General features: G+C 66.7%; 18 protein-coding genes. 7 read left to right on the top strand and 11 right to left on the bottom strand.

The window, feature by feature from the left end; genetic code table 11:
- The 3 genes from mreD to N7590_RS16105 all read right to left on the bottom strand — a co-directional run bounded on the left by mreD (position 1) and on the right by N7590_RS16105 (position 2,793).
- A complete protein-coding gene (gene mreD / locus N7590_RS16115) occupies positions 1-486 on the bottom strand; it encodes a rod shape-determining protein MreD (RefSeq protein ID WP_008265483.1) in 486 nt (161 codons plus the stop codon).
- Positions 483-1,625: a rod shape-determining protein MreC gene (gene mreC, locus N7590_RS16110; RefSeq protein ID WP_279935728.1), complete on the bottom strand. Its 1,143-nt coding sequence runs from the start codon at positions 1,623-1,625 to the stop codon at positions 483-485. The genes mreD and mreC overlap by 4 nt, the downstream gene beginning before the upstream one ends.
- A gap of 121 nt (positions 1,626-1,746) precedes the next feature.
- Positions 1,747-2,793 (bottom strand): rod shape-determining protein, encoded by a 1,047-nt coding sequence (locus N7590_RS16105; protein ID WP_005419402.1) that lies wholly within the window; start codon positions 2,791-2,793, stop codon positions 1,747-1,749.
- Positions 2,794-3,076: 283 nt separating this feature from the next.
- Between N7590_RS16105 and N7590_RS16100 the strand changes: the two genes are divergently transcribed.
- Complete coding sequence (locus tag N7590_RS16100; RefSeq protein WP_053511898.1) at positions 3,077-4,015, top strand: carbohydrate kinase family protein; 939 nt, start codon at positions 3,077-3,079, stop codon at positions 4,013-4,015.
- A gap of 179 nt (positions 4,016-4,194) precedes the next feature.
- Here the strand turns inward: N7590_RS16100 and N7590_RS16095 are convergent, their stop codons facing one another.
- The 4 genes from N7590_RS16095 to ubiE all read right to left on the bottom strand — a co-directional run bounded on the left by N7590_RS16095 (position 4,195) and on the right by ubiE (position 8,634).
- Positions 4,195-4,818, bottom strand: coding sequence for an HAD family hydrolase (locus tag N7590_RS16095; protein ID WP_053511897.1), 624 nt, complete (start codon positions 4,816-4,818; stop codon positions 4,195-4,197).
- Positions 4,818-5,549, bottom strand: a complete 732-nt coding sequence (locus N7590_RS16090; RefSeq protein WP_164242964.1) for a hypothetical protein — start codon at positions 5,547-5,549, stop codon at positions 4,818-4,820. Before N7590_RS16090 ends, N7590_RS16095 begins: the two co-directional genes overlap by 1 nt.
- A 123-nt stretch (positions 5,550-5,672) precedes the next feature.
- Positions 5,673-7,601, bottom strand: a complete 1,929-nt coding sequence (locus N7590_RS16085; RefSeq protein WP_279935727.1) for a M1 family metallopeptidase — start codon at positions 7,599-7,601, stop codon at positions 5,673-5,675.
- A 271-nt stretch (positions 7,602-7,872) separates the two neighbouring features.
- Positions 7,873-8,634, bottom strand: a complete 762-nt coding sequence (gene ubiE, locus N7590_RS16080; RefSeq protein ID WP_006471026.1) for a bifunctional demethylmenaquinone methyltransferase/2-methoxy-6-polyprenyl-1,4-benzoquinol methylase UbiE — start codon at positions 8,632-8,634, stop codon at positions 7,873-7,875.
- Between the two features lie 80 nt (positions 8,635-8,714).
- Between ubiE and N7590_RS16075 the strand changes: the two genes are divergently transcribed.
- From N7590_RS16075 to N7590_RS16060, 4 genes are all read left to right on the top strand, one after another.
- The gene (locus N7590_RS16075) at positions 8,715-9,167 is read left to right on the top strand and encodes a nucleoside deaminase (RefSeq protein ID WP_005411083.1); all 453 of its coding nucleotides are present in this window, start codon (positions 8,715-8,717) and stop codon (positions 9,165-9,167) included.
- A 199-nt stretch (positions 9,168-9,366) separates the two neighbouring features.
- Positions 9,367-9,627, top strand: a complete 261-nt coding sequence (locus tag N7590_RS16070) for a hypothetical protein (protein ID WP_053450832.1) — start codon at positions 9,367-9,369, stop codon at positions 9,625-9,627.
- Between the two features lie 74 nt (positions 9,628-9,701).
- Positions 9,702-10,028: a hypothetical protein gene (locus N7590_RS16065; protein WP_008266057.1), complete on the top strand. Its 327-nt coding sequence runs from the start codon at positions 9,702-9,704 to the stop codon at positions 10,026-10,028.
- 62 nt (positions 10,029-10,090) lie between these two features.
- Positions 10,091-10,513, top strand: a complete 423-nt coding sequence (locus tag N7590_RS16060; protein WP_164241429.1) for a low affinity iron permease family protein — start codon at positions 10,091-10,093, stop codon at positions 10,511-10,513.
- 82 nt (positions 10,514-10,595) lie between these two features.
- On the opposite strand, the gene smeF is transcribed toward N7590_RS16060, so the two are convergent.
- The 3 genes from smeF to smeD all read right to left on the bottom strand — a co-directional run bounded on the left by smeF (position 10,596) and on the right by smeD (position 16,406).
- Entirely contained in the window at positions 10,596-11,981 is a 1,386-nt protein-coding gene (gene smeF / locus N7590_RS16055; protein ID WP_164241428.1) for a multidrug efflux RND transporter outer membrane subunit SmeF, read from the bottom strand.
- 105 nt (positions 11,982-12,086) lie between these two features.
- Positions 12,087-15,209, bottom strand: a complete 3,123-nt coding sequence (smeE, locus tag N7590_RS16050) for a multidrug efflux RND transporter permease subunit SmeE (protein ID WP_164241427.1) — start codon at positions 15,207-15,209, stop codon at positions 12,087-12,089.
- 12 nt (positions 15,210-15,221) lie between these two features.
- Positions 15,222-16,406 carry a multidrug efflux RND transporter periplasmic adaptor subunit SmeD gene (gene smeD, locus N7590_RS16045; RefSeq protein ID WP_164241426.1) on the bottom strand — a complete coding sequence of 395 codons (1,185 nt, stop codon included), beginning with the start codon at positions 16,404-16,406 and terminating at the stop codon, positions 15,222-15,224.
- A gap of 210 nt (positions 16,407-16,616) precedes the next feature.
- Between smeD and smeT the strand changes: the two genes are divergently transcribed.
- Together smeT and N7590_RS16035 are read left to right on the top strand one after the other, a co-directional pair.
- Positions 16,617-17,276, top strand: coding sequence for an efflux transporter SmeDEF transcriptional repressor SmeT (smeT, locus tag N7590_RS16040; RefSeq protein ID WP_279935726.1), 660 nt, complete (start codon positions 16,617-16,619; stop codon positions 17,274-17,276).
- A 61-nt stretch (positions 17,277-17,337) separates the two neighbouring features.
- Positions 17,338-18,324 carry a Gfo/Idh/MocA family oxidoreductase gene (locus N7590_RS16035; RefSeq protein WP_164241424.1) on the top strand — a complete coding sequence of 329 codons (987 nt, stop codon included), beginning with the start codon at positions 17,338-17,340 and terminating at the stop codon, positions 18,322-18,324.
- 62 nt (positions 18,325-18,386) lie between these two features.
- Here N7590_RS16035 and hslU read toward each other — a convergent pair whose 3' ends face one another.
- Positions 18,387-19,760 (bottom strand): ATP-dependent protease ATPase subunit HslU, encoded by a 1,374-nt coding sequence (gene hslU, locus N7590_RS16030; protein WP_164241423.1) that lies wholly within the window; start codon positions 19,758-19,760, stop codon positions 18,387-18,389.
- Positions 19,761-19,776: the final 16 nt, after the last annotated feature.

Below are 19,776 nucleotides of genomic sequence, written 5' to 3'. Positions count from 1 at the left end.
TCAGCGCCCGCGCTTGCCGAAGCGCACCGCGTCCAGCAGCACGAACACCAGCGGCCACAGGCCCATGCCCAGCAGCGGCGCCCACCAGTACGACCACGGCAGGGTCGGCTCACCCACCAGGATGTGGACCAGCGCGCTGACGATGCGGTCGTTGAACAGCAGGCCGCCGATGGCCAGCATCTGCTGCGACATCGGGAAGAAGCGGATGCGGGCACGGAAGCGCTGCAGGATGAAGGCCAGCATCACCAGCCGCAGCGCCTGTTCACCGAGAACGCCGCCGTATAGCAGGTCGGCGATCACGCCACTGGCGAAGGCGACGCCCAGGCCGACGCGTTCGGGCGCTTCGATCACCCAGTACGCCAGTACCAGCGCCAGCCAGTACGGGCGCAGCGGCTGCAGCAGCGCCGGCAGCGGCAGCAGGCCCAGCAGCAGCGCCACCACCAGGCTGGCCGGCAGCACCCACGGGTTGTCGCGCAGGCGGCTCATCGCTGCGCCTCCGGCGTGGTCGGTTGCCGGCCATCGGCCGGCACTACCGTGGACCCGGCTGGGGGAAAGACCCCCTCTTGTTGAGGGGGGCGCGCCGAAGGCGCGGGGGTAAGGTGGGATGCGGGGGCAACAGTCCTCGTTTGCAACGAGGGCTGTTGCCGGCCAGCGGCCGGCACTACCGGAGCACTGGCCGGAGCCGGAGCCGGCGTCGTTGTGGCTGGCGCAGGCGCGGTGGCACCCGTGGCCGGGCCGCCCGGCGCGGTGGCTTCCAGCTGCAGGCGCAGTTCCGGCGGAATCCGGATCGCCGCGCCCGGGCGCAGCAGCAGCACGTCGCGGCCGCGGTCGAGCTGGGCCGCCGGCTTCAGTTCGCCGACCAGGAAGGCATGGGTATCGTCCGGACGCAGGCCGGTGATGGTGCCGACCGGGAAGCCGGCCGGGAAGCGGCCACCCAGACCGGAAGTCACGATCTCATCGCCCACTTCCACACCAGCGCTGAGCGGAATGTCGCGCAGTTCCAGTTTGTCGCCGCGGCCGTAGACGATCAGGCGCACGCCGTTGCGGGCCACGGTGACCGGTACCGCGTGGTCGGGGTCGGTCAGCAGCAGCACGGTGGAGGTGCCGCCGGTGACGCTGATCACCTGGCCCATCAGGCCGCCGGCATCGATCACCGCCTGCCCGACATGCACGCCTTCGCGGCTGCCGGCGTCGAGCACCAGCCGCTGCTTCACCGGGTCCAGGTCGATGTCCAGCACCGGTGCCAGCTGCACATCCAGGCCACTGCGCTCGGCCACGTTCAGCAGTTCGCGCAGCTGGGCGTTGTCCAGCGCGGCGGTCTGCAGGCGGGTCAGGCGCGCGTTGGCCAGCAGCAGCTGGTTGCGCAGTTCACGATTCTCGTTGACCAGCTGGCCATGGCTGGCCGCCGAATCCTTGACCTGGTTGCCGAGCTTGCCCGGCAGGCCCGCCAGCGCCCACACCGGCTGTACCAGGCTGTTGGCCTGCCCGCGCAGCTGCGCGAGCCAGCCGGCCTGGTCGTCAAGCACGATCAGGGTGATGGCCAGTGCGAGATAAGCCAGCAGCCGCAAGGGGCTGGCGGCATCACCGGATCGGGAAGCGACGGGAGGTCCGGCGTAGGGCGGCACGGCAACGATTCAACTGGCAGAAGGCGGAAGGGAAACACGCGGGCGCCCCGCCGGTGCCGGCCCACCCTCATGGCGGGCCGCACCCAAGAGGGGCGCAGCGGGCGCAGGCAGCCGGGACGGCTTACTCCGGCGCAAAGAACTCGTTGCCGTGCATGTCGACCAGCTCCAGCGCACGGCCACCGCCGCGGGCCACGCAGGTCAGCGGGTCGTCGGCCACCTGCACGTGCAGGCCGGTTTCCTCGGAGATCAGGCGGTCCAGGTCGCGCAGCAGGGCGCCACCACCGGTCAGCACGATGCCGCGCTCGGCGACGTCGGCACACAGTTCCGGCGGAGTCTGCTCCAGCGCCAGCTTGACCGCGCTGACGATGCCCGACAGCGGCTCGTGCAGGGCCTCGAGCACCTCGTTGGAACTGATCTTGATCATCTTCGGCACGCCCTCGGCGAGGTTGCGGCCGGAGATTTCCATCTCGATCACTTCCGCCTGCGGGTAGGCGCAGCCCAGCTCGACCTTGATGCGCTCGGCGGTGGCTTCACCGATCAGCATGCCGTGGTTGCGGCGCACGTAGTTGGTGATGGACTCGTCGAAGCGGTCGCCGCCGATGCGGACCGACGCCGAATAGACGATGCCGTTGAGCGAGATCACCGCCACTTCGGTGGTGCCGCCGCCGATGTCGATGACCATCGAGCCGCGGGCTTCGGTAACCGGCATGCCGGCGCCGATCGCCGCGGCCATCGGCTCTTCGATCAGGAACACGTCACGGGCACCTGCTTCCTCGGCCGATTCCTTGATCGCGCGGCGCTCGACCTGGGTCGAGCCGGCCGGCACGCAGACCAGCACGCGCGGGCTCGGGCGCAGCACGCGCGACTTGTGCACCTTCTTGATGAAGTGCTTGAGCATCGCCTCGGTGTAGGTGAAGTCGGCAATGACGCCATCCTTCATCGGGCGGATGGTGGTGATGTGGCCCGGGGTACGGCCCAGCATCTGCTTGGCCTCGGCGCCTACGGCTGCCACCGAACGGGTGCCGCCAATGGCACGGTCCTGACGCACGGCCACGACCGACGGCTCGTTCAGCACGATCCCCTGCCCGCGCACGTAGATGAGGGTGTTGGCCGTGCCCAGGTCGATGGACAGGTCGTTGGAGAACATGCCACGGAGTTTCTTGAACATCTGAGGAAGGAGTCCTGAGGGGTGTCGTGCCCGCCGCGGGATGGCGAAAAAATGGGCAGAAATCGAGGCCGACAAGCCTAGCAACCCGCCTGCCGCCGAGCAAGGAAAAAACTAGCTGAACCCGCGTCTTCACAGGCTTTCGGCCTGATCCGGTCTCACCCGGTTCTGGCCCTGAGCGGCACCAGCGGGTAACCTTTGCGCCGTCGGGCGCCCAAGGGCGCCGTTTGCTTGCCCGCTGAACCGGGCCGGCCCATCCCAAAATTCACCGCATAGGCTTACATCGATGTCCGCTCTGATCTGTGGTTCTCTTGCCTTCGACACCATCATGGTGTTCCCGGACCAGTTCAAGAATCACATCCTGCCGGACAAGGTGCACATCCTGAACGTGTCCTTCCTGGTGCCGCGCATGCGCCGCGAGTTCGGTGGCTGCGCCGGCAACATCGCCTACAACCTGCACCTGCTGGGCGGCCAGCCGATCCCGATGGGCACCGTGGGTTCGGACTTCGGCCCGTACCGCGAATACTTCGAAGGCCTGGGCATCGACCTGTCGCGCGTGCGCGTGATCGATGAGCTGTTCACCCCGCAGGCGTTCATCACCACCGACCACGACAACAACCAGATCACCGCCTTCCATCCGGGCGCGATGATGCGTTCCTACGAGAACCACGTGCGTGGCGTGCCGGGCGTGACCCTGGGCCTGGTCGGCCCGGACGGCCGCGAGGGCATGATCCAGAACGCACTGGAATTCCACGAGGACGGCATCCCGTTCATCTTCGACCCGGGCCAGGCCATGCCGCTGTTCAACGGCCCGGAGCTGCGTGCCTTCATCGACCAGGCCGACTACGTGGTGGTCAACGACTACGAGTCGAACCTGCTGCAGGAACGCACCGGCTGGGACGAAAAGGAGATCGTCAGCCGGGTCAAGGCCTACATCACCACGCGCGGCCCGAAGGGCGCGGTCATCCACACCCCGGAAAAGAGCTACGACATCCCGCCGGCGCACGAGCGCCGCGTGGTCGACCCGACCGGCTGTGGCGACGCCTTCCGTGCTGGCCTGATCTACGGCATCCAGAAGGGCTACGACTGGCTGACCATCGGCCGCATGGGCAACCTGATGGGCGCGCTGAAGGTCGAGCACCCGGGCACGCAGAACCAGCGCTTCACCTTCGATGAGTTCAACGAGCAGTTCAAGCAGCAATTCGGTTACGCGCTGGGCGCGTAAACCGAACTGCCCGCGCATTCCACCTTATCCCCGCGCCTTCGGCGCGCCCCCTTGAACAACAAGGGGGCTTTCCACCCGATGCGCTACCGGGAATGCTGTTGGTAGGTGTCGACCTTGGTCGACACGCTTTGCCCTGGCAGCTGTCGACCTTGGTCGACACTGCCGGCCAGCGGCCGGCACTACCCCTTCTGCTGCCAGGCGGCCAACAGGTCGCGGCAATCGGCGAAATGCCAATCGGTGCAGTCCGGCCATGGGTTTTCCGGCAGGTTGACCAGCACGGTGTGCGTGCCCGCAGCGCGGCCGCACTCCAGGTCGTAAGCGTGGTCACCGACCATCACCGCCTGCCCGGCGGAAACGCCCCAGCGCCGCAGGTGCTGCTGCAGGCCATCCGGTGAAGGCTTGGGCACGGCTTCATCGCGGCCGATGATGTCGGCATCGTCGAACAGTTCGCCGACCCCGATCGCCTCCAGCGTCAGCTTCGCCAGCGCGTGGTCGTTGCGGGTCAGGATGCCCAGCCTGCAACCATCGGCCGCCAGCGCGCGCAGCAGCTTCACCGCGCCCGGCGCCGGCAGCGCGTCCTCGGCCAGCGCGCGCTCGTGATCCAGCAGCCACGCACGCTTGGCCTGCGCCGGTGCGTCCGGTAGCGCGGCGATATGGTCGAGGATGTCTTCCTCGGCCGCGATCTGCAGCGCGCGGCGGATCGCGGCGAAATCATGCACGGCCACCGTCAGCGTGCCGTCCATGTCGAACACCCAGTGCCGGATCGCGGACAACGCGTGCACTGCGCTGCCCGTCGCGATCATCACTGCCACCACTGCGGCATGCGGCTGGCGTCGACACCGCCGGTCTCGAACACTGCGGTACGGGTACCACCGGCCTTGACCGGGAATTCGATGCTGATCGACTTGCCCTTGCGCGCCAGCTTCCACAGCGCCTTCTGGTCGGTGATGAACATCGCAATGGCTTCATCGGTCTTTGGCCGCCAGGCGGCCATCGACACCGGCTTGCCGTCGTCCACGGTCACTTTCACCGTGCACTGCGGGCAGCGGAAATCGCCGGCCTGCAGCACCAGGTAGGCGTGCCGCTTCCATTCCGGGTGATCGCGGAACACCAGCTGCACCGGCTTGGCACCGCTGCCATCCACGTCCACGCGTTCCTTGCTGTAGATCTGGGCAGAGACCTGGTTGCCCTTGTTGCCCACCGGAATCTGGTTGTACTGCCACAGCGCCTGCATGCGGCGCAGGTCGCGCGCGGCATCGCCCTTGGCCTTCACTTCATCGAAGCCGGCGGCGATCCGCTCGGCCGCGGCGGTGTCCTTGTACTGGTCCAGCAGCGAAGCGCCATGCAGGCGTGCGCGTTCCCAGTCCTGCGCGGCCACGGCCATGTCGTACTGCTTGGCGACATCCTCGGCCTTGGCTTCCTTCTGCGCCTGCACAGCGGCCGCAGCGGCTGCCTGGGCCTTGCGCTCTTCCTCGGGGTTGCTGCAGGCGGCCAGGGCCAGGGTGCAGGCGGTGAGCAGGATCAGTCGTTTCATGCGGAGGTCCTTGGTGTTTTCGCATTCTTGTAGAGTCGAGCCATGCTCGACTGCTGTTGAAGAGCCAGTCGAGCATGGCTCGACTCTACAAAAAAGCGCCGGGGGGTGCCCGGCGCTTTCTGCTTACTTGGCTTCGGCCTTGGCCAGCATGTCCTGCACCGAGGCGGTGGTGATCGGGTGGTAGCCCGGCTTGGCCTTTTCGAAGGCCTGCTTGGCCAGCTCCAGCCCCTTCGGGGTCTTCACCAGTTCAGCGTAGATCGGCATGATCAGCTTGCGACGGCCGACGCGCTCGATGAACGCAGCGGCCCCTTCGTTGGCCTGCTCGTAACCGCTGCGGATCGCCAGCGGGTACCAGCGCATGGCGATCTCGCCATTCGGGGTACCGGTGAAGTGGAACGCCTTGTCCAGCGTGGCCAGCTTGTCCAGCGGCTGGGTGGCGCCCAGGCCGTCGATGAAGCGCACCCATTCCTGCGTGCTCCAGTCGGCGATGACCTGGCTGCTCGGCACGGTGCCGGCGCTGGCGAAGGCGATGCGCGCGGTATCGACGCTGCTGAAGTTGCGCGACTGCGCCTTGGCTGCGAACGCCGGGATGCCCGGTTCGTCCAGCCAGGCCTTCAGTTCGGCCTCGGTCACCGCCGACGGGTTCTTCGGCAGCAGGTTCTTCTTCAGGTACTCGACGAACTGGTCGGTGTTCGCGCTCTGGAAGGCGTGGTCATCGAACCAGCCACGCAGGAACGGATCAAAGGTCTCGCGGCCGAAGCGCTGTTCCAGGAACTCCAGGAACCACGAACCCTTGACGTAGGCGACCTGGCTGAGGGCTTCATCGGGGTCACGCTCGTTCAGCGGCGGCAGCGCCAGCGCCTGGTCGGCCGGGCTCATGTCCTTCACTTCGGCCAGCAGGTCGGTCTGGTCGATCTGCTTCTCCATCTCGGCCATCTCCTTACCGTACAGGGCTTCGGTGATGCGGCCCTGGACGTAGGTGGTGAAGCCCTCATTGAGCCAGATGTCCTTCCAGCTGGCGTTGGTCACCAGATTGCCCGACCAGCTGTGCGCCAGTTCGTGGGCGACCAGCGACACCAGCGACTTGTCGCCGACGATCACGGTCGGGGTGGCGAAGGTCAGGCGCGGGTTTTCCATGCCACCGAACGGGAACGACGGCGGCAGCACCAGCATGTCGTAGCGGCCCCAGCGGTATTCGCCGTACAGCTTCTCGGCGGCACCGATCATCTTCTCGGTGTCTTCGAATTCCTTGGCGGCCTTGTTGACCATGGTCGGCTCGGCCCAGACGCCGGAGCGGCCGGAGATCGGCTCGAACACCAGGTCGCCGGCGGCGATGGCCAACAGGTACGACGGAATCGGCTGCGGCATCTTGAAGGTGTAGTCACCGTCACGCGCGGCCTTCGGATCGTTGTCGGCGCTCATCAGCACCATCACGTCCGGGCGCGAGACCACGTGCGCGCTGTAGGTGAAGCGCACGCTCGGGGTGTCCTGCAGCGGCACCCAGGAACGGGCGTGGATGGCCTGCGACTGGCTGAACATGAAGGGCAGCTTCTTGCCCTCGGTCATCGACGGCGCCAGCCACTGCAGGCCCGAGGCGGTCGGTGCGGTGTGGTAGCTCACTTCCACCTTGGCCGGCTGCTCCGGGGCTTCGATGGTCAGCTTGCTGCCGAACACCTTGTCAGCGGCGGCCAGCTCGAACTTCAGCGGGCTGCGCGCGCCATCGGCGGCGACCGCCTCGACCTTGGACACGGTCAGCTCGCGGGTGTCGAGCACCAGCTGCTTGGCGTCCTTCTGCTTCCATTCCAGGGTGTAGGTGGCGGTGCCGCCGATCTGCTTCTGGTCGAAGTCCAGCTTCAGATCCAGCGCGATGTCCTTGATGACGACCTTGTCCGGCTCGGCGTACGAGCTTTCGTCGTGGCTGCGGTTCTCGGCGTTCACGGGGGCGGCGGGGGCCTTTGCGGCAGTCGGGGCGGCGGCGGGCGCGGCCGCCTCCTGGGAGCAGCCGGCGGCCAGGGCCACGGCCAGCGGAAGGAGCATCAGCGGATTACGCATGAATCGGGACCGTTACGGGGATCAAACCCCAATGGTACCTCCCTCCGGTCGCGCAGGCGTTGCGCGGTGCGGGGTAATGGTGGGCGGGGCTGATCCTGCGCCTCCGGCGCATGCCAACCAAGGTTGGCATCTACAGGTGGGTGCCAACCTTGGTTGGCACGGATCTTTCATCGCTCGCGGCAGGCCCGTGCCGACCAAGGTCGGCACCCACCAGAGCGGATGACCGCGGCCGGGGCGTGCCAACCAAGGTTGGCACCTACCAAGGCACGACTTACAGCTTGTAGCCGGAATGGATCGAGACGATGCCGCCGGTCAGGTTCTTGTAGTGGCAGCGCTCGAAACCGGCCTGCCCCATCATCGCCTTCAGTTCGTCCTGCGGCGGGTGCTTGCGGATGCTCTCGGCCAGGTACTGGTAGCTGTCCGAATCGTTGGCAAACAGCTTGCCCAGCTTGGGCAGGATCCGGAACGAATGGAAGTCGTAGATCGGCTTGAACCAGTCGGCGGTGACTTCGGAGAACTCCAGCACGCGGGCCTGGCCGCCCACTTTCAGCACGCGGTACATCTCGCGCAGGCCGGCGTCCTTGTCCGTCACGTTGCGCAGGCCGAAGGCGATGGTGACCAGATCGAAGCTGTTGTCCGGGAACGGCAGGGCCTCGGCGTTGCACTGCACGTAGTCCAGGCCGAGCACCAGGCCGCGGTTGGTCAGGCGGTCACGGCCGACCGACAGCATGCCGGCGTTGATGTCGCCCAGCACCACCGAGCCTTCGGCGCCCACGCGCTCCTTCAGCAGGGCGGCGATGTCGCCGGTGCCACCGGCCAGGTCGAGCACGCGGTCGCCCGGCTTCACCTGCGCGGTCGCCACGTAGTAGCGCTTCCACGCCCGGTGCACGCCCAGGCTCATCAGGTCGTTCATCAGGTCGTAGTTGCGCGCGACCGAGGTGAACACCTGGCCGACCAGCTTCTGCTTGTCCTTGGCGGCGACGTCGCGGAACCCGAAATGGGTGGTACCGGCTTTGTAGGGGGATTCGCTCATGGCCCCGATTATCGCACCGCCGGGAGCCAGCGGCACCCCCTGCCCGTATCATGGCGGGCCACGACTTACCGGAGCCCCGCATGATCACCACGCCCGACTACCAGGCCCTGCTGCAGACCGCCATCGCCGAAGCCCGACAGGGCCTGGCCGAGGGCGGCGTGCCGATCGGCGCGGCGCTGTACCACAACGATGGCCGCCTGCTCGGCTGTGGCCACAACCGACGCGTGCAGGAAGGCGACCCTTCCGTGCACGGCGAGACCGACGCGTTCCGCAAGGCCGGCCGCCAGCGTCGCTACCAGGACACCATCATGGTCACCACCCTGGCCCCGTGCTGGTACTGCTCGGGGCTGGTGCGCCAGTTCAACATCGGCACGGTGGTGGTGGGCGAATCGCGTACCTTCCAGGGCGGCATCGACTGGCTGCGCGAAAACGGCGTCAACGTGATCGATCTCGACAGCCAGGAATGCGTCGATCTGCTCGGCGGCTTCATTGCGCAGCATCCGGAGATCTGGAACGAAGACATCGGCGAATGAGCACGGCGCAGCGTACGGTTGAACCTGCTTAATGAACGCTTCAGTCCTGGCACGCCCTAGTGCCGGCAGCGTTTGCGGCGATTGCTGTGAACCCGTGCACAGTCAGCTGGACTGCCTGCACACGCTGCGGTAACACCCCACCCGCGCAGACCGCCTAGGGTGGGGCTACCGGGACCTACTTCCCCCGGCGGAGCCAGCCATGTGCGCGCACGCCGTACGCCCCACGCCCGACCCGATCCTCGCCGCCATCCGCACGCGCCTGCAGCAGCAGTTCGCGCTGCATCAGCGTGGCGCCCTGTTCTGGACGGCCTACCAGGGCCTGCAGCTGGAACTGGTACAAGGCCGTCCGCTCGACCACGAGCGCCTGTGCAACGCAATGGCCGACATGGCCGAAGAAATGGGCGCGGTCGAGCATGCGCAACTGATCGGCAATCGCAACGCTGGCTGCACATCTCCCTGACGCGGCATCCACTGCCGCTCAGGCCACACTGCGATGAACCCCCACTCCCATCCACTTCAACCGATTGGATCGACATGCACGCTGAAGTTCCCACCATTCCCCCGGTCATCAACGTAGACGCCGAGCTTGACCACTGGCGTCGCCAGCATGCCGACGGCGCCCTGCCGCACAATTCGTTCGGCTCGTACGTACCGTGGATCAAGTTCGCCTGCGATTCGCTGATCACCCAGCCGCGCGCCAGCAATGCGCAGCGCGACGAGATGTTCCAGACCCAGTACGCCCTGCAGATCATGCCGCGCCTGAGTGAAGCCCAGGCCCGCGAGTTCGTCGACCGCTGCTGGCAGCACGTCTACCAGACCAGCCGGGTGCGCCTGCAGGACGCTCCGCGCCTGCGCGCCTGAGCTGCACGGCCCCTGCACAAGGCACTGCCGATCATCCTCGTCACCTGAGTGGGACGACGACGATGAAAGCAGGAAACCTGTTCAATACGATCGCCAAGAAGGCCGCGGCCGCCACCGGTTCGCCGTGGACCTTCCTGGCTGCGGTCGCGATCGTGGTGATCTGGGGCATCAGTGGCCCGCTGTTCGGTTTCAACGACACCTGGCAGCTGGTGATCAACACCGGTACCACCATCATCACCTTCCTGATGGTGTTCCTGATCCAGCACACGCAGAACTCGGACACCGCGGCGATGCAGATCAAGCTCGACGAGCTGATCCGCGCGACGGCCGAGGCCAACAACGAGCTGCTCGACCTGGAAGAGCTGGACGAAGAGCGGCTGGAAGAGATCCGCCGCGAGTACGAGCGCATGGCGCGCGAAGCCGGCGACGCGCTGGCACGGGTGCGCGCCTGCCATGCCACCCGCCGCGACGATGAGGCGGTGTAGCAGCCCCTGGAATGACAATGCCGGCCAGCGGCCGGCACTCCCACCGATCATCCAGGTAGAGCCGGCCGCTGGCCGGCTTCTCTCAGCTGCGCTCGTGCCAGCCGCCGCCCAGCACCTTGTACAACGTGATGCGGTTGGCCTGCTGGGCCAGCTGCGCCTGCAGCTGCGTCTGCTGCGCGTTGTAGGCGGTACGCCGTGCATCGAGCAGGGTGACGAAGCTGTCCAGGCCGGCGTCGTAGCGCGCCTGTGACAGGCGGTTGGCCTGTTCGGCCGCATCCACCAGGCGCTGCTGTGCACTCACCTGCTCATCCAGGCTGACATTCAGCGCAAGCGCGTCGGCGGTTTCGCGGAAGCCGACCTGGATCGATTTCTCGTACTGCGCCAGCGCGATATCGCGGTCGGCGTTGGCAATGGCCAGGTTGGCGCGCAGCTTGCCGCCCTGGAAGATCGGCAGGGTGATCTTCGGCAGGAAGCTCCACACGCGGGTGCCGCTGTCGAACAGGTTGGACAGTTCGCTCGAACCACTGCCAATGCTGCCGGTCAGCGAGATGCTCGGGAAGAACGCCGCGCGCGCCGCGCCGATGTTGGCGTTGGCGGCCAGCAGCTGGTGTTCGGCGGCCATGATGTCCGGGCGCTGCAGCAGCACGTCGCTGGGCAGGCCGGCCGGCGGCGGTGCCAGCGCCAGCAGCTGCGGCTCGATGTTGTCCGGCAGCAGCGACGGATCCAACTGGCCACCGGCCAGCAGTGCCAGCGCGTTGCGGTCCTGGGCCAGCTGCCCACGCAGGCGTGCAGCATCGGTGCGCGCGGTTTCCACCAGCGTACGGGTCTGGGTCAGTTCCAGTGCCGAACTGCCGCCGCGCTCATGGCGGGCTTCGGCCAGGCGCAGCGAATCCTCGTAGGACTTCAGCGTGGCATCGGCGATCTTCAGCCGCTGTGCGTCGGCACCATAGGTCAGCCACGCCGTGGCGGTCTCGGCCACCAGGCTCAGCTGCGCATTGCGGCGATTGGCCGCCACAGCGAAGTACTGCTGCAGCGCCGCCTCGCTGAGGTTGCGCACGCGGCCGAACAGGTCGAGCTCGAACTCGGCCACGCCCACGCCCGCGGTGAACTGCTCGGTGACGCCGGCGTCGGTGCCCTGGCGCTGCATCTGGCCGGTGACGGCCACGCCGGGTACGCGGTCGGCGCGCTGCACGCGGTACTGGCCGCGTGCGCGTTCCACGTTGAGCACGGCCACGCGCAGGTCGCGGTTGTTCTGCAGCGACTGGTCGATCACCTGCTGCAGTCGCGCGTCGGTGAAGAAGTCGCGCCAGCCGACGGCGGCAACATCGGCCACTTGGCCCTGCGTGGCCTCGGCCGGCCACTGCGCCGGAATGGCCGGCGCGACGGCGGTGTTCTTCGGCACCAGGGTGGAGCAGCCGGCCAGCGCAAGCGCGGCGGCAATGGAAAGGAACAGGGATGCACTTTTCATGGGATGACTTCCATCGGTACTGCCGGAAGGCAGGAGGTGATGCCGGCCAGCGGCCGGCACTACCGTTTCGATAACGCCGGCCTGGGACCGGCACTACCGTTTCGATTACGTCGTGGATTTGCGCTTGAACACGCGCTGCACCACGACGAAGAACAGCGGCACGAAGAACACGCCGAGCACGGTGCCGACGATCATGCCGCCGAGCACGCCGGTGCCGATCGCCTGCTTGGCGCCGGAGCCGGCACCGGTGGAGATCGCCAGCGGTACCACGCCCATGCCGAAAGCCAGCGAGGTCATCACGATCGGGCGCAGGCGGTCGCGCACGGCATGCATGATCGACTCGATCAGGCTGGCGCCCTTCTCCAGGTTTTCCTTGGCGAACTCGACGATCAGGATCGCGTTCTTGCTGGTCAGGCCCACCGTGGTCAACATCGCCACCTGGAAGTAGATGTCGCGTTCCAGGCCCTTGAAGGTGTTGGCCAGCACCGCGCCGAGGATGCCCAGCGGGGCGGCCAGCAGCACGGCGGTCGGCACGCTCCAGCTTTCATACATCGCGGCCAGGCACAGGAACACGATCATCAGCGACAGCGTGTACAGCAGCGGCGTCTGCGAGCCAGCCTGGCGTTCCTGGTAGGACATCGCCGTCCATTCGATGCCGAAGCCCGCCGGCAGCTGCTTGGCCAGCTGTTCGATCTCGGCCATGGCATCACCGGAGGCGACGCCTGGGGCCGGTTCGCCCTGGATTTCCATCGCCGACACACCGTTGTAGCGCTCCAGGCGCGGCGAACCGTAGTCCCAGTGCTTGCTGGCGAACGCGCTGAACGGCACCATCTCGCCCTTGTCGTTCTTCACCGACCAGAGGTCGAAGTCCTCCGGCACCATGCGGAACGGCTGGTCGGCCTGCACGAACACGCGCTTGACGCGGCCGCGATCGACGAAGTCATCGATGTACGAACTGCCCCACGCGGCGGCCAGGGTGCCGTTGATCTGGTCGATCGACAGCCCCAGCGAGGTCGCCTTGGCCGCATCGATGTCGATGCGGAACTGCGGCGTGTCTTCCTGGCCGTTCGGGCGCACGTTGGCCAGCTTCTTGCTGCCTGCGGCAAGGCCCAGCAGCTGGTTGCGCGCGGCCACCAGGGCCTCGTGGCCCTGGCCACTGTTGTCCTTCAGGAAGAAGGTGTAGCCCGAGGCGGTACCCAGTTCCGGAATGGCCGGCGGCGGGAAGGCGAAGATGAAGGCATCCTTGATCTGGCCCAGTGCCGCCATCGCGCGCCCGGTGATCGGCATCACGCCGTTGTCGGCGTCACGCTCGCTCCAGTCCTTCAGCTTGACGAAGGCCATGCCCGCGTTCTGTCCCATGCCGGCGAAGCTGAAGCCCTGCACCGAGAACACCGATTCCACCGCATCCTTCTCGTTCTGCAGGAAGTGGTTTTCCAGTGCCGTGATCGATTCCAGCGTGCGCTCCTGGGTGGCACCGACCGGTGCCTGCACCAGCGCCATCAGCACGCCCTGGTCCTCGTTGGGCAGGAACGAACTGGGCAGGCGCACGAACAGCACGCCCATCAGCACGAACAGCGCCGCCACGATGCCCATGAAACGCCACGGACGGTGGATGATGCCGCGCACGCCACGCTGGTAGCTTTCGCTGGTGCGGTCGAAACCACGGTTGAAACCGTTGAAGAAGCGACCGGACCAGCCCTTGTGCGCGACGTGGTGCTCACCCTTCTTCAGCGGCTTGAGCATGGTCGCGCACAGCGCCGGGGTCAGCACGATCGCGACCAGCACCGACAACGCCATCGCCGAGACGATCGTGGCAGAGAACTGGCGATAGATAACGCCGGTGGAGCCGCTCATGAAGGCCATCGGCACGAACACCGCCGACAGCACCAGGCCGATACCCACCAGCGCGCCGGTGATCTGGCCCATCGACTTGCGGGTCGCTTCGAGCGGCGACAGTCCTTCCTCGGACATGATGCGCTCGACGTTCTCCACCACCACGATGGCATCGTCCACCAGCAGGCCGATCGCCAGCACCATCGCGAACATGGTCAACATGTTCACCGAGAAGCCCAGCATCGCCAGCACGCCGAAGGTACCCAGCAGCACCACCGGCACGGCGATGGTCGGGATCAGGGTGGCGCGGAAGTTCTGCAGGAACAGGTACATCACCACGAACACCAGCACGATCGCTTCGATCAGGGTCTGCACCACACCCTTGATCGACACGCGCACGAACGGGGTGGTGTCGTACGGGATCTCGGCCTTCAGGCCGGCCGGGAAGAAGCTCTTCATGTCCTGCAGCGCGGCATCCACGCCGGCCGCGGTGTCCAGCGCGTTGGCGCCGGTGGCCAGGGTGACCGCCAGGCCGCTGGCCGGCTGGCCGTTGTAGCGGGTGACGAAGTCGTAGGACTCGGCACCCAGTTCGACGCGTGCGACATCACCCAGGCGCAGTTCGGCACCGTCCTGCGCACCGCGCACGATGATGTTGCGGAACTGCTCCGGGGTCTGCAGGCGCGACTGCGCGTTGATGGTGGCGTTGAGCTGCTGGCCCTTGACCGACGGCGCACCGCCAAGCTGGCCGATGGCCACCTGGGCGTTCTGCGCCTTCACCGCTGCCGTCACTTCCGCGACCGACAGGCCGTAGGTGTGCAGCTTGTTCGGATCCAGCCAGATGCGCATGGCGTACTTGCCACCGAACACCTGGATGTTGCCCACGCCCGGCACGCGGCTCAGACGGTCGACGACGTTGGAACCGACGTAGTCGGCGATGTCGTTGGCGTCCATGCTGCCGTTCTCGGACACGAACGCGATGACGTTCAGGAAGCCCGAGCTGGACTTGGCCACGTTGATGCCCTGCCGCTGCACTTCCTGCGGCAGCAGCGGCATGGCCAGCTGCAGCTTGTTCTGCACCTGCACCTGGGCGATGTCCGGGTTGGTGCCGCTCTCGAAGGTCAGGGTGATGGTGGCCTGGCCGTTGGACGAGCTGTTGGAGGAGAAGTAGATCAGGCCATCAAGGCCCTTCATGTTCTGCTCGATGATCTGCGTCACCGAGTCCTCGACCACCTTGGCCGATGCACCCGGATAGGTGGCGCTGATTTCCACCGCCGGCGGTGCGACGTTGGGGTACATCGAGACCGGCAGCTTGAACAGGGCCAGGCCGCCGGCGAGCATGATGATGATGGCGATCACCCACGCGAAGATGGGTCGATCGATGAAAAAGCGTGCCATGGGGTTCTCCGCTTACTTCGCGTCGCCGGCCGGGGCGGCAGGCTGGGCGGCTGCCGCCGGCTTGGCCGGTGCAGCGCCCTTTTCGGTGGCCTTGACCGGCATGCCGGGGCCGATCTTCTGCAGGCCTTCGACAATGACCTTGTCTCCGGCCTTCAGGCCGTCATCGACCAGCCACTTGTCGCCGACCGTGCGGCTGACCTTGACCGGGCGCACTTCGACCTTGTTGTCCTTGTCGACCACCATCGCCGTGGTGTCGCCCTTCGGATCACGGGCGATGCCCTGCATCGGTACCAGCACCGCATCGCTGCGCACGCCGCCGCCGATCACCGCACGCACGTACATGCCCGGCATCAGCAGGCCGTCGGGGTTGTCCACCTTCACGCGCAGGCCGAAGCTGCCGGTGGCCGGATCGACGCTGACTTCGGAGAACTCCAGCGTGCCCTTGTGCTCGAAAGTGCTGCCGTCTTCCATCAGGATGCTGACCGGCAGCGTCTGGTTGTCCTGCAGGCGGCCGGCGGCCAGTTCGCGACGCAGCTGCAGCAGCTCGGCCGATGACTGGGTCAGATCGACGTAGATCGGGTCCAGCTGCTGCACGGTGGCCAGCGCATTGGCCTGGCCGGCGCTGACCAGCGCACCCTGGGTGACGCTGGACTTGCCGATGCGGCCGCTGATCGGCGCGGTGATGCGGGCGTAGCCGAGGGTGACGTTGGCCGCGTCCAGCGAGGCCTTGGCGGCACCGACGTCGGCCTCGGCTTGCTTCTGCGCGGCCACGGCGTTTTCCAGGTCCTGCTGGCTGACCGCGTCGACCTTGGCCAGCTCGGTGATGCGCTTGGCGCTCAGGCGGGCGGCGTTGGCAGTGGCTTCGGCGCGGGCCAGCTGAGCGCGGGCACTGTTGGCCTGGGCGCGGTAGCTGGCGTCCTCGATCTGGTACAGCGGTTCGCCGGCCTTGACCATGCCGCCCTCGGTGAACAGGCGCTTGGCAACGATGCCGTTGACCTGCGGGCGCACTTCGGCCACCAGGAAGGCATTGGTACGGCCAGGCAGTTCGCGGGTCAGGCCCACGGTCTCGGACTTCAGCGTGACCACGGTGACGTCACCCGGGCCCTGTTCGGGGGCCTGGGGTTGGCCGCCACAGGCAGCCACGGTCGCGGCGATGGCCAGCGACAGCGCGAAGGGTCGGATTCGGCTCAGCAACATGACGGAAAGGCTCTTAGGGGAAGGAATCTCAAAAAACGCTGATACGGGCCAAAAGCGCCAGCAGACAACGCATGCCGGCGGTGAGTGGTAGCCAGAACGGGCCTGCCACGCACACGGCGGGAATGATGGGTGCGAAATATACATACATGCGTGTTTGTTTGTAAACCGGTACAATTCAGCCACGTTTCACCCGCACTCGTACCCACACCCATGGCCCGCAAGACCAAAGAGGACACCCAGGCAACCCGGGAAGGCATCCTTGACGCCGCCGAAGCCTGCTTCCATGAACACGGCGTGGCCCGTACCACGCTGGAGATGATCGGCGCCCGCGCTGGCTATACCCGGGGCGCGGTGTACTGGCACTTCAAGAACAAGAGCGAGGCGCTGACCGCGATCGTCGAGCGCGTGCACCTGCCCTTCATGCAGGAACTGGAACGCACCTCCACCGACCAGCGCGATACACCGGTGGAAGACCTGCGCGCGGTGATGATCCACTCGTTCATCGAGCTGTCCGAGGACGAGCGCCTGCGCAAGACCATGGAGATCATGCTGCGCAGCGATGCCTCGGCCGACACCAGGGTGCTGACCGAAATGCAGCAGGCCGGTTTCCGCGATGCGCTGGATCGCATGGAACGGGCGTTGCGTCGCGCCAGGGACCTGGGCCAGCTGCGCGACGGCGCCGACCCGAAGATCGCCGCGCGCATGCTGCACGCCACGGTGCTGGGCGTGCTGCATGGGGCGATGGTCGAACCGGAACTGATGGATCTCAAGCGCGACGGCATGCTCGCGCTGGACATGACCCTGGCCGCCTACGTGAAGGACGGCGTATTCGTGCCCGGGACGGTGCCCGAGCCGTTGCCGGAGGCGTGAACCGGGTTGCGCCTGCCGCCGCGGCCCTGCACCCTCCCTGCTTCTCCCCGGAACCGCAGCGATGATCCTGGACAACGTGGTATGGGGCTTCATCGGTTGCGGCAGCGTCACCGAAAAGAAGAGTGGCCCTGCGCTGGCCGGCACGCCCGGTTCACGGGTGGCTGCCGTGATGCGCCGCAATGCGGCACTGGCCGAGGACTACGCACGGCGCCATGCGATTCCCCGCTGGTATGCCGATACCGATGCGCTCATCGCCGATCCGGAGGTGAACGCGATCTACGTCGCCACGCCGCCCTCCACCCACATGCAGTACGCGTTGCAGGCCATTGCGGCGGGCAAGCCGGTCTATATCGAAAAGCCCATGGCCATGGACCATGGCGAGTGCGTGCGCATTCTGGAGGCCAGCGCACGCAGTGGCGTACCGGTGTTCGTTGCCTATTACCGACGCGCCCTGCCCCGCTTCGAGAAGGTCAAGCAGTTGCTCGACAGCGGCGCGATCGGTATGCCACGCAGCGTGCGCGCGACCCTGCACCGGCCACACTCGGCGCATGCCACATCGCCGGACTTCTGGCGGACCAACCCTGCCATCTCCGGCGGCGGCCTGTTCGTCGATCTCGGCTCGCACACCCTGGACCTGCTCGACCATCTGCTGGGCCCGCTGGGCAATGTCAGCGGCCTTGCCAGTTCGCAGGCAGGCGCGTATGCCGCCGAGGACAGCGTCTCGATGTGCTTCCGCACCGGAACCGGTGCGCACGGCATCGCGCAGTGGAGCTTCTGTGCGTTCCGGCGCCAGGATGAGATCGAAATCACCGGCGACCGTGGGCAGCTGCGTTTTGCCACCTTCGAGGACGCCCCGGTGCTGCTGGAAACCGACGCGGGCATGCAGGCGTTCGAGATCCCGAACCCGCCTTCGATCCAGCAGCCGTTGATCGCCCATCTCGTCGACGAACTACGCGGCCACGGACGCTCGCCCTCGACCGGCCTCAGCGCCGCCCGCACCAACGCGGTGATCGACCAGGTACTGCGGGCCTACCGCGCCAGACAGTGAATCCACGTCATGCGTGGATGCCCTTCGCGCAAAAAAAGGCCGCCTTTCGGCGGCCTTGTGCATTACAGGATGTAGCGGCTCAGGTCCGGGTCCTGCACCAGCTCGCCCAGATGCGCATCGACGTAGGCACTGTCGATGGCCAGCGTCTCGCCGTCGCGATCCGGTGCCTCGTAGCTGAGCGAATCCAGCAGGCGCTCCAGCACGGTATGCAGGCGACGAGCGCCGATGTTTTCCTGCCGTTCGTTCACCTGGAAGGCGATCTCGGCCAGGCGCTCGATGGCATCGGCGGTGAAGCTGACCTTGACGCCCTCGGTGGCCAGCAGCGCTTCGTACTGCTTGGTCAGCGCGGCCTTCGGCTCGGTCAGGATGCACACGAAATCGTTCTTGCTCAGCGCGCCCAGCTCCACGCGGATCGGGAATCGGCCCTGCAGCTCCGGAATCAGATCGCTGGGCTTGGCCAGGTGGAACGCGCCCGACGCGATGAACAGGATGTGGTCGGTCTTGATCGTGCCGTACTTGGTGGACACGTTGGAGCCTTCCACCAGCGGCAGCAGGTCACGCTGCACGCCTTCGCGCGACACATCGCCGCCGCCCACGTTATCGCCACGCTTGGCGACCTTGTCGATCTCGTCGATGAAGACGATGCCGTGCTGTTCGCAGGCTTCGATCGCCGCGGTGCGGATATCGTCCTCATTGACCAGCTTGCCGGCTTCTTCCTCGATCAGCAGCGGGCGCGCGGCCTTGATGGTCAGCGTGCGCTTGTGCGCCTTGGCACCGCCACCGAGGTTGGCGAACATCGACTTCAGCTGCTGGCCCATTTCCTCCATGCCCGGCGGGGTCATGATGTCCATGCTGACATTGGCGGCCAGGTCGAGTTCGATCTCGCGTTCGTCCAGTTCGCCATTGCGCAGCATCTTGCGGAACTTGATGCGGGTCTCGTTGTCCTGCGCCGACGGTTCGTTGCGGGCCACTTCCGGATCGAAACCGATGCCGCCACTGCGGCGCGGCAACAGCGCATCGAGGATGCGGTCTTCGGCGCGTTCTTCGGCCTGCGTACGCACGCGCACCTTGGCCTGTTCGCGGTACAGCTTCACTGCGGTATCGGCCAGGTCACGGATGATCTGCTCGACGTCCTTGCCGACGTAGCCCACTTCGGTGAAGCGGGTCGCTTCGACCTTGACGAACGGCGCGTTGGCCAGCGTGGCCAGGCGGCGCGCGATCTCGGTCTTGCCGACGCCGGTCGGGCCGATCATCAGGATGTTCTTCGGCATCACTTCATTGCGCAGCTCGGGCACCAGCTGCATGCGGCGCCAGCGGTTGCGCAGGGCGATGGCCACCGCGCGCTTGGCGTCGTGCTGGCCGACGATGTGCCGGTCCAGTTCCTGCACGATCTCGCGCGGGGTCATGGTGGCGGAGGAAACTTCGATCTTCGACATGGATGTGCTCACGGAT

It is taken from the genome of Stenotrophomonas sp. GD04024, from assembly GCF_029837545.1.
GTDB lineage: Bacteria > Pseudomonadota > Gammaproteobacteria > Xanthomonadales > Xanthomonadaceae > Stenotrophomonas > Stenotrophomonas forensis.
Note: the sequence above shows the minus strand (reverse complement) of the source record. Positions and strands in the feature narration are given on the sequence as shown.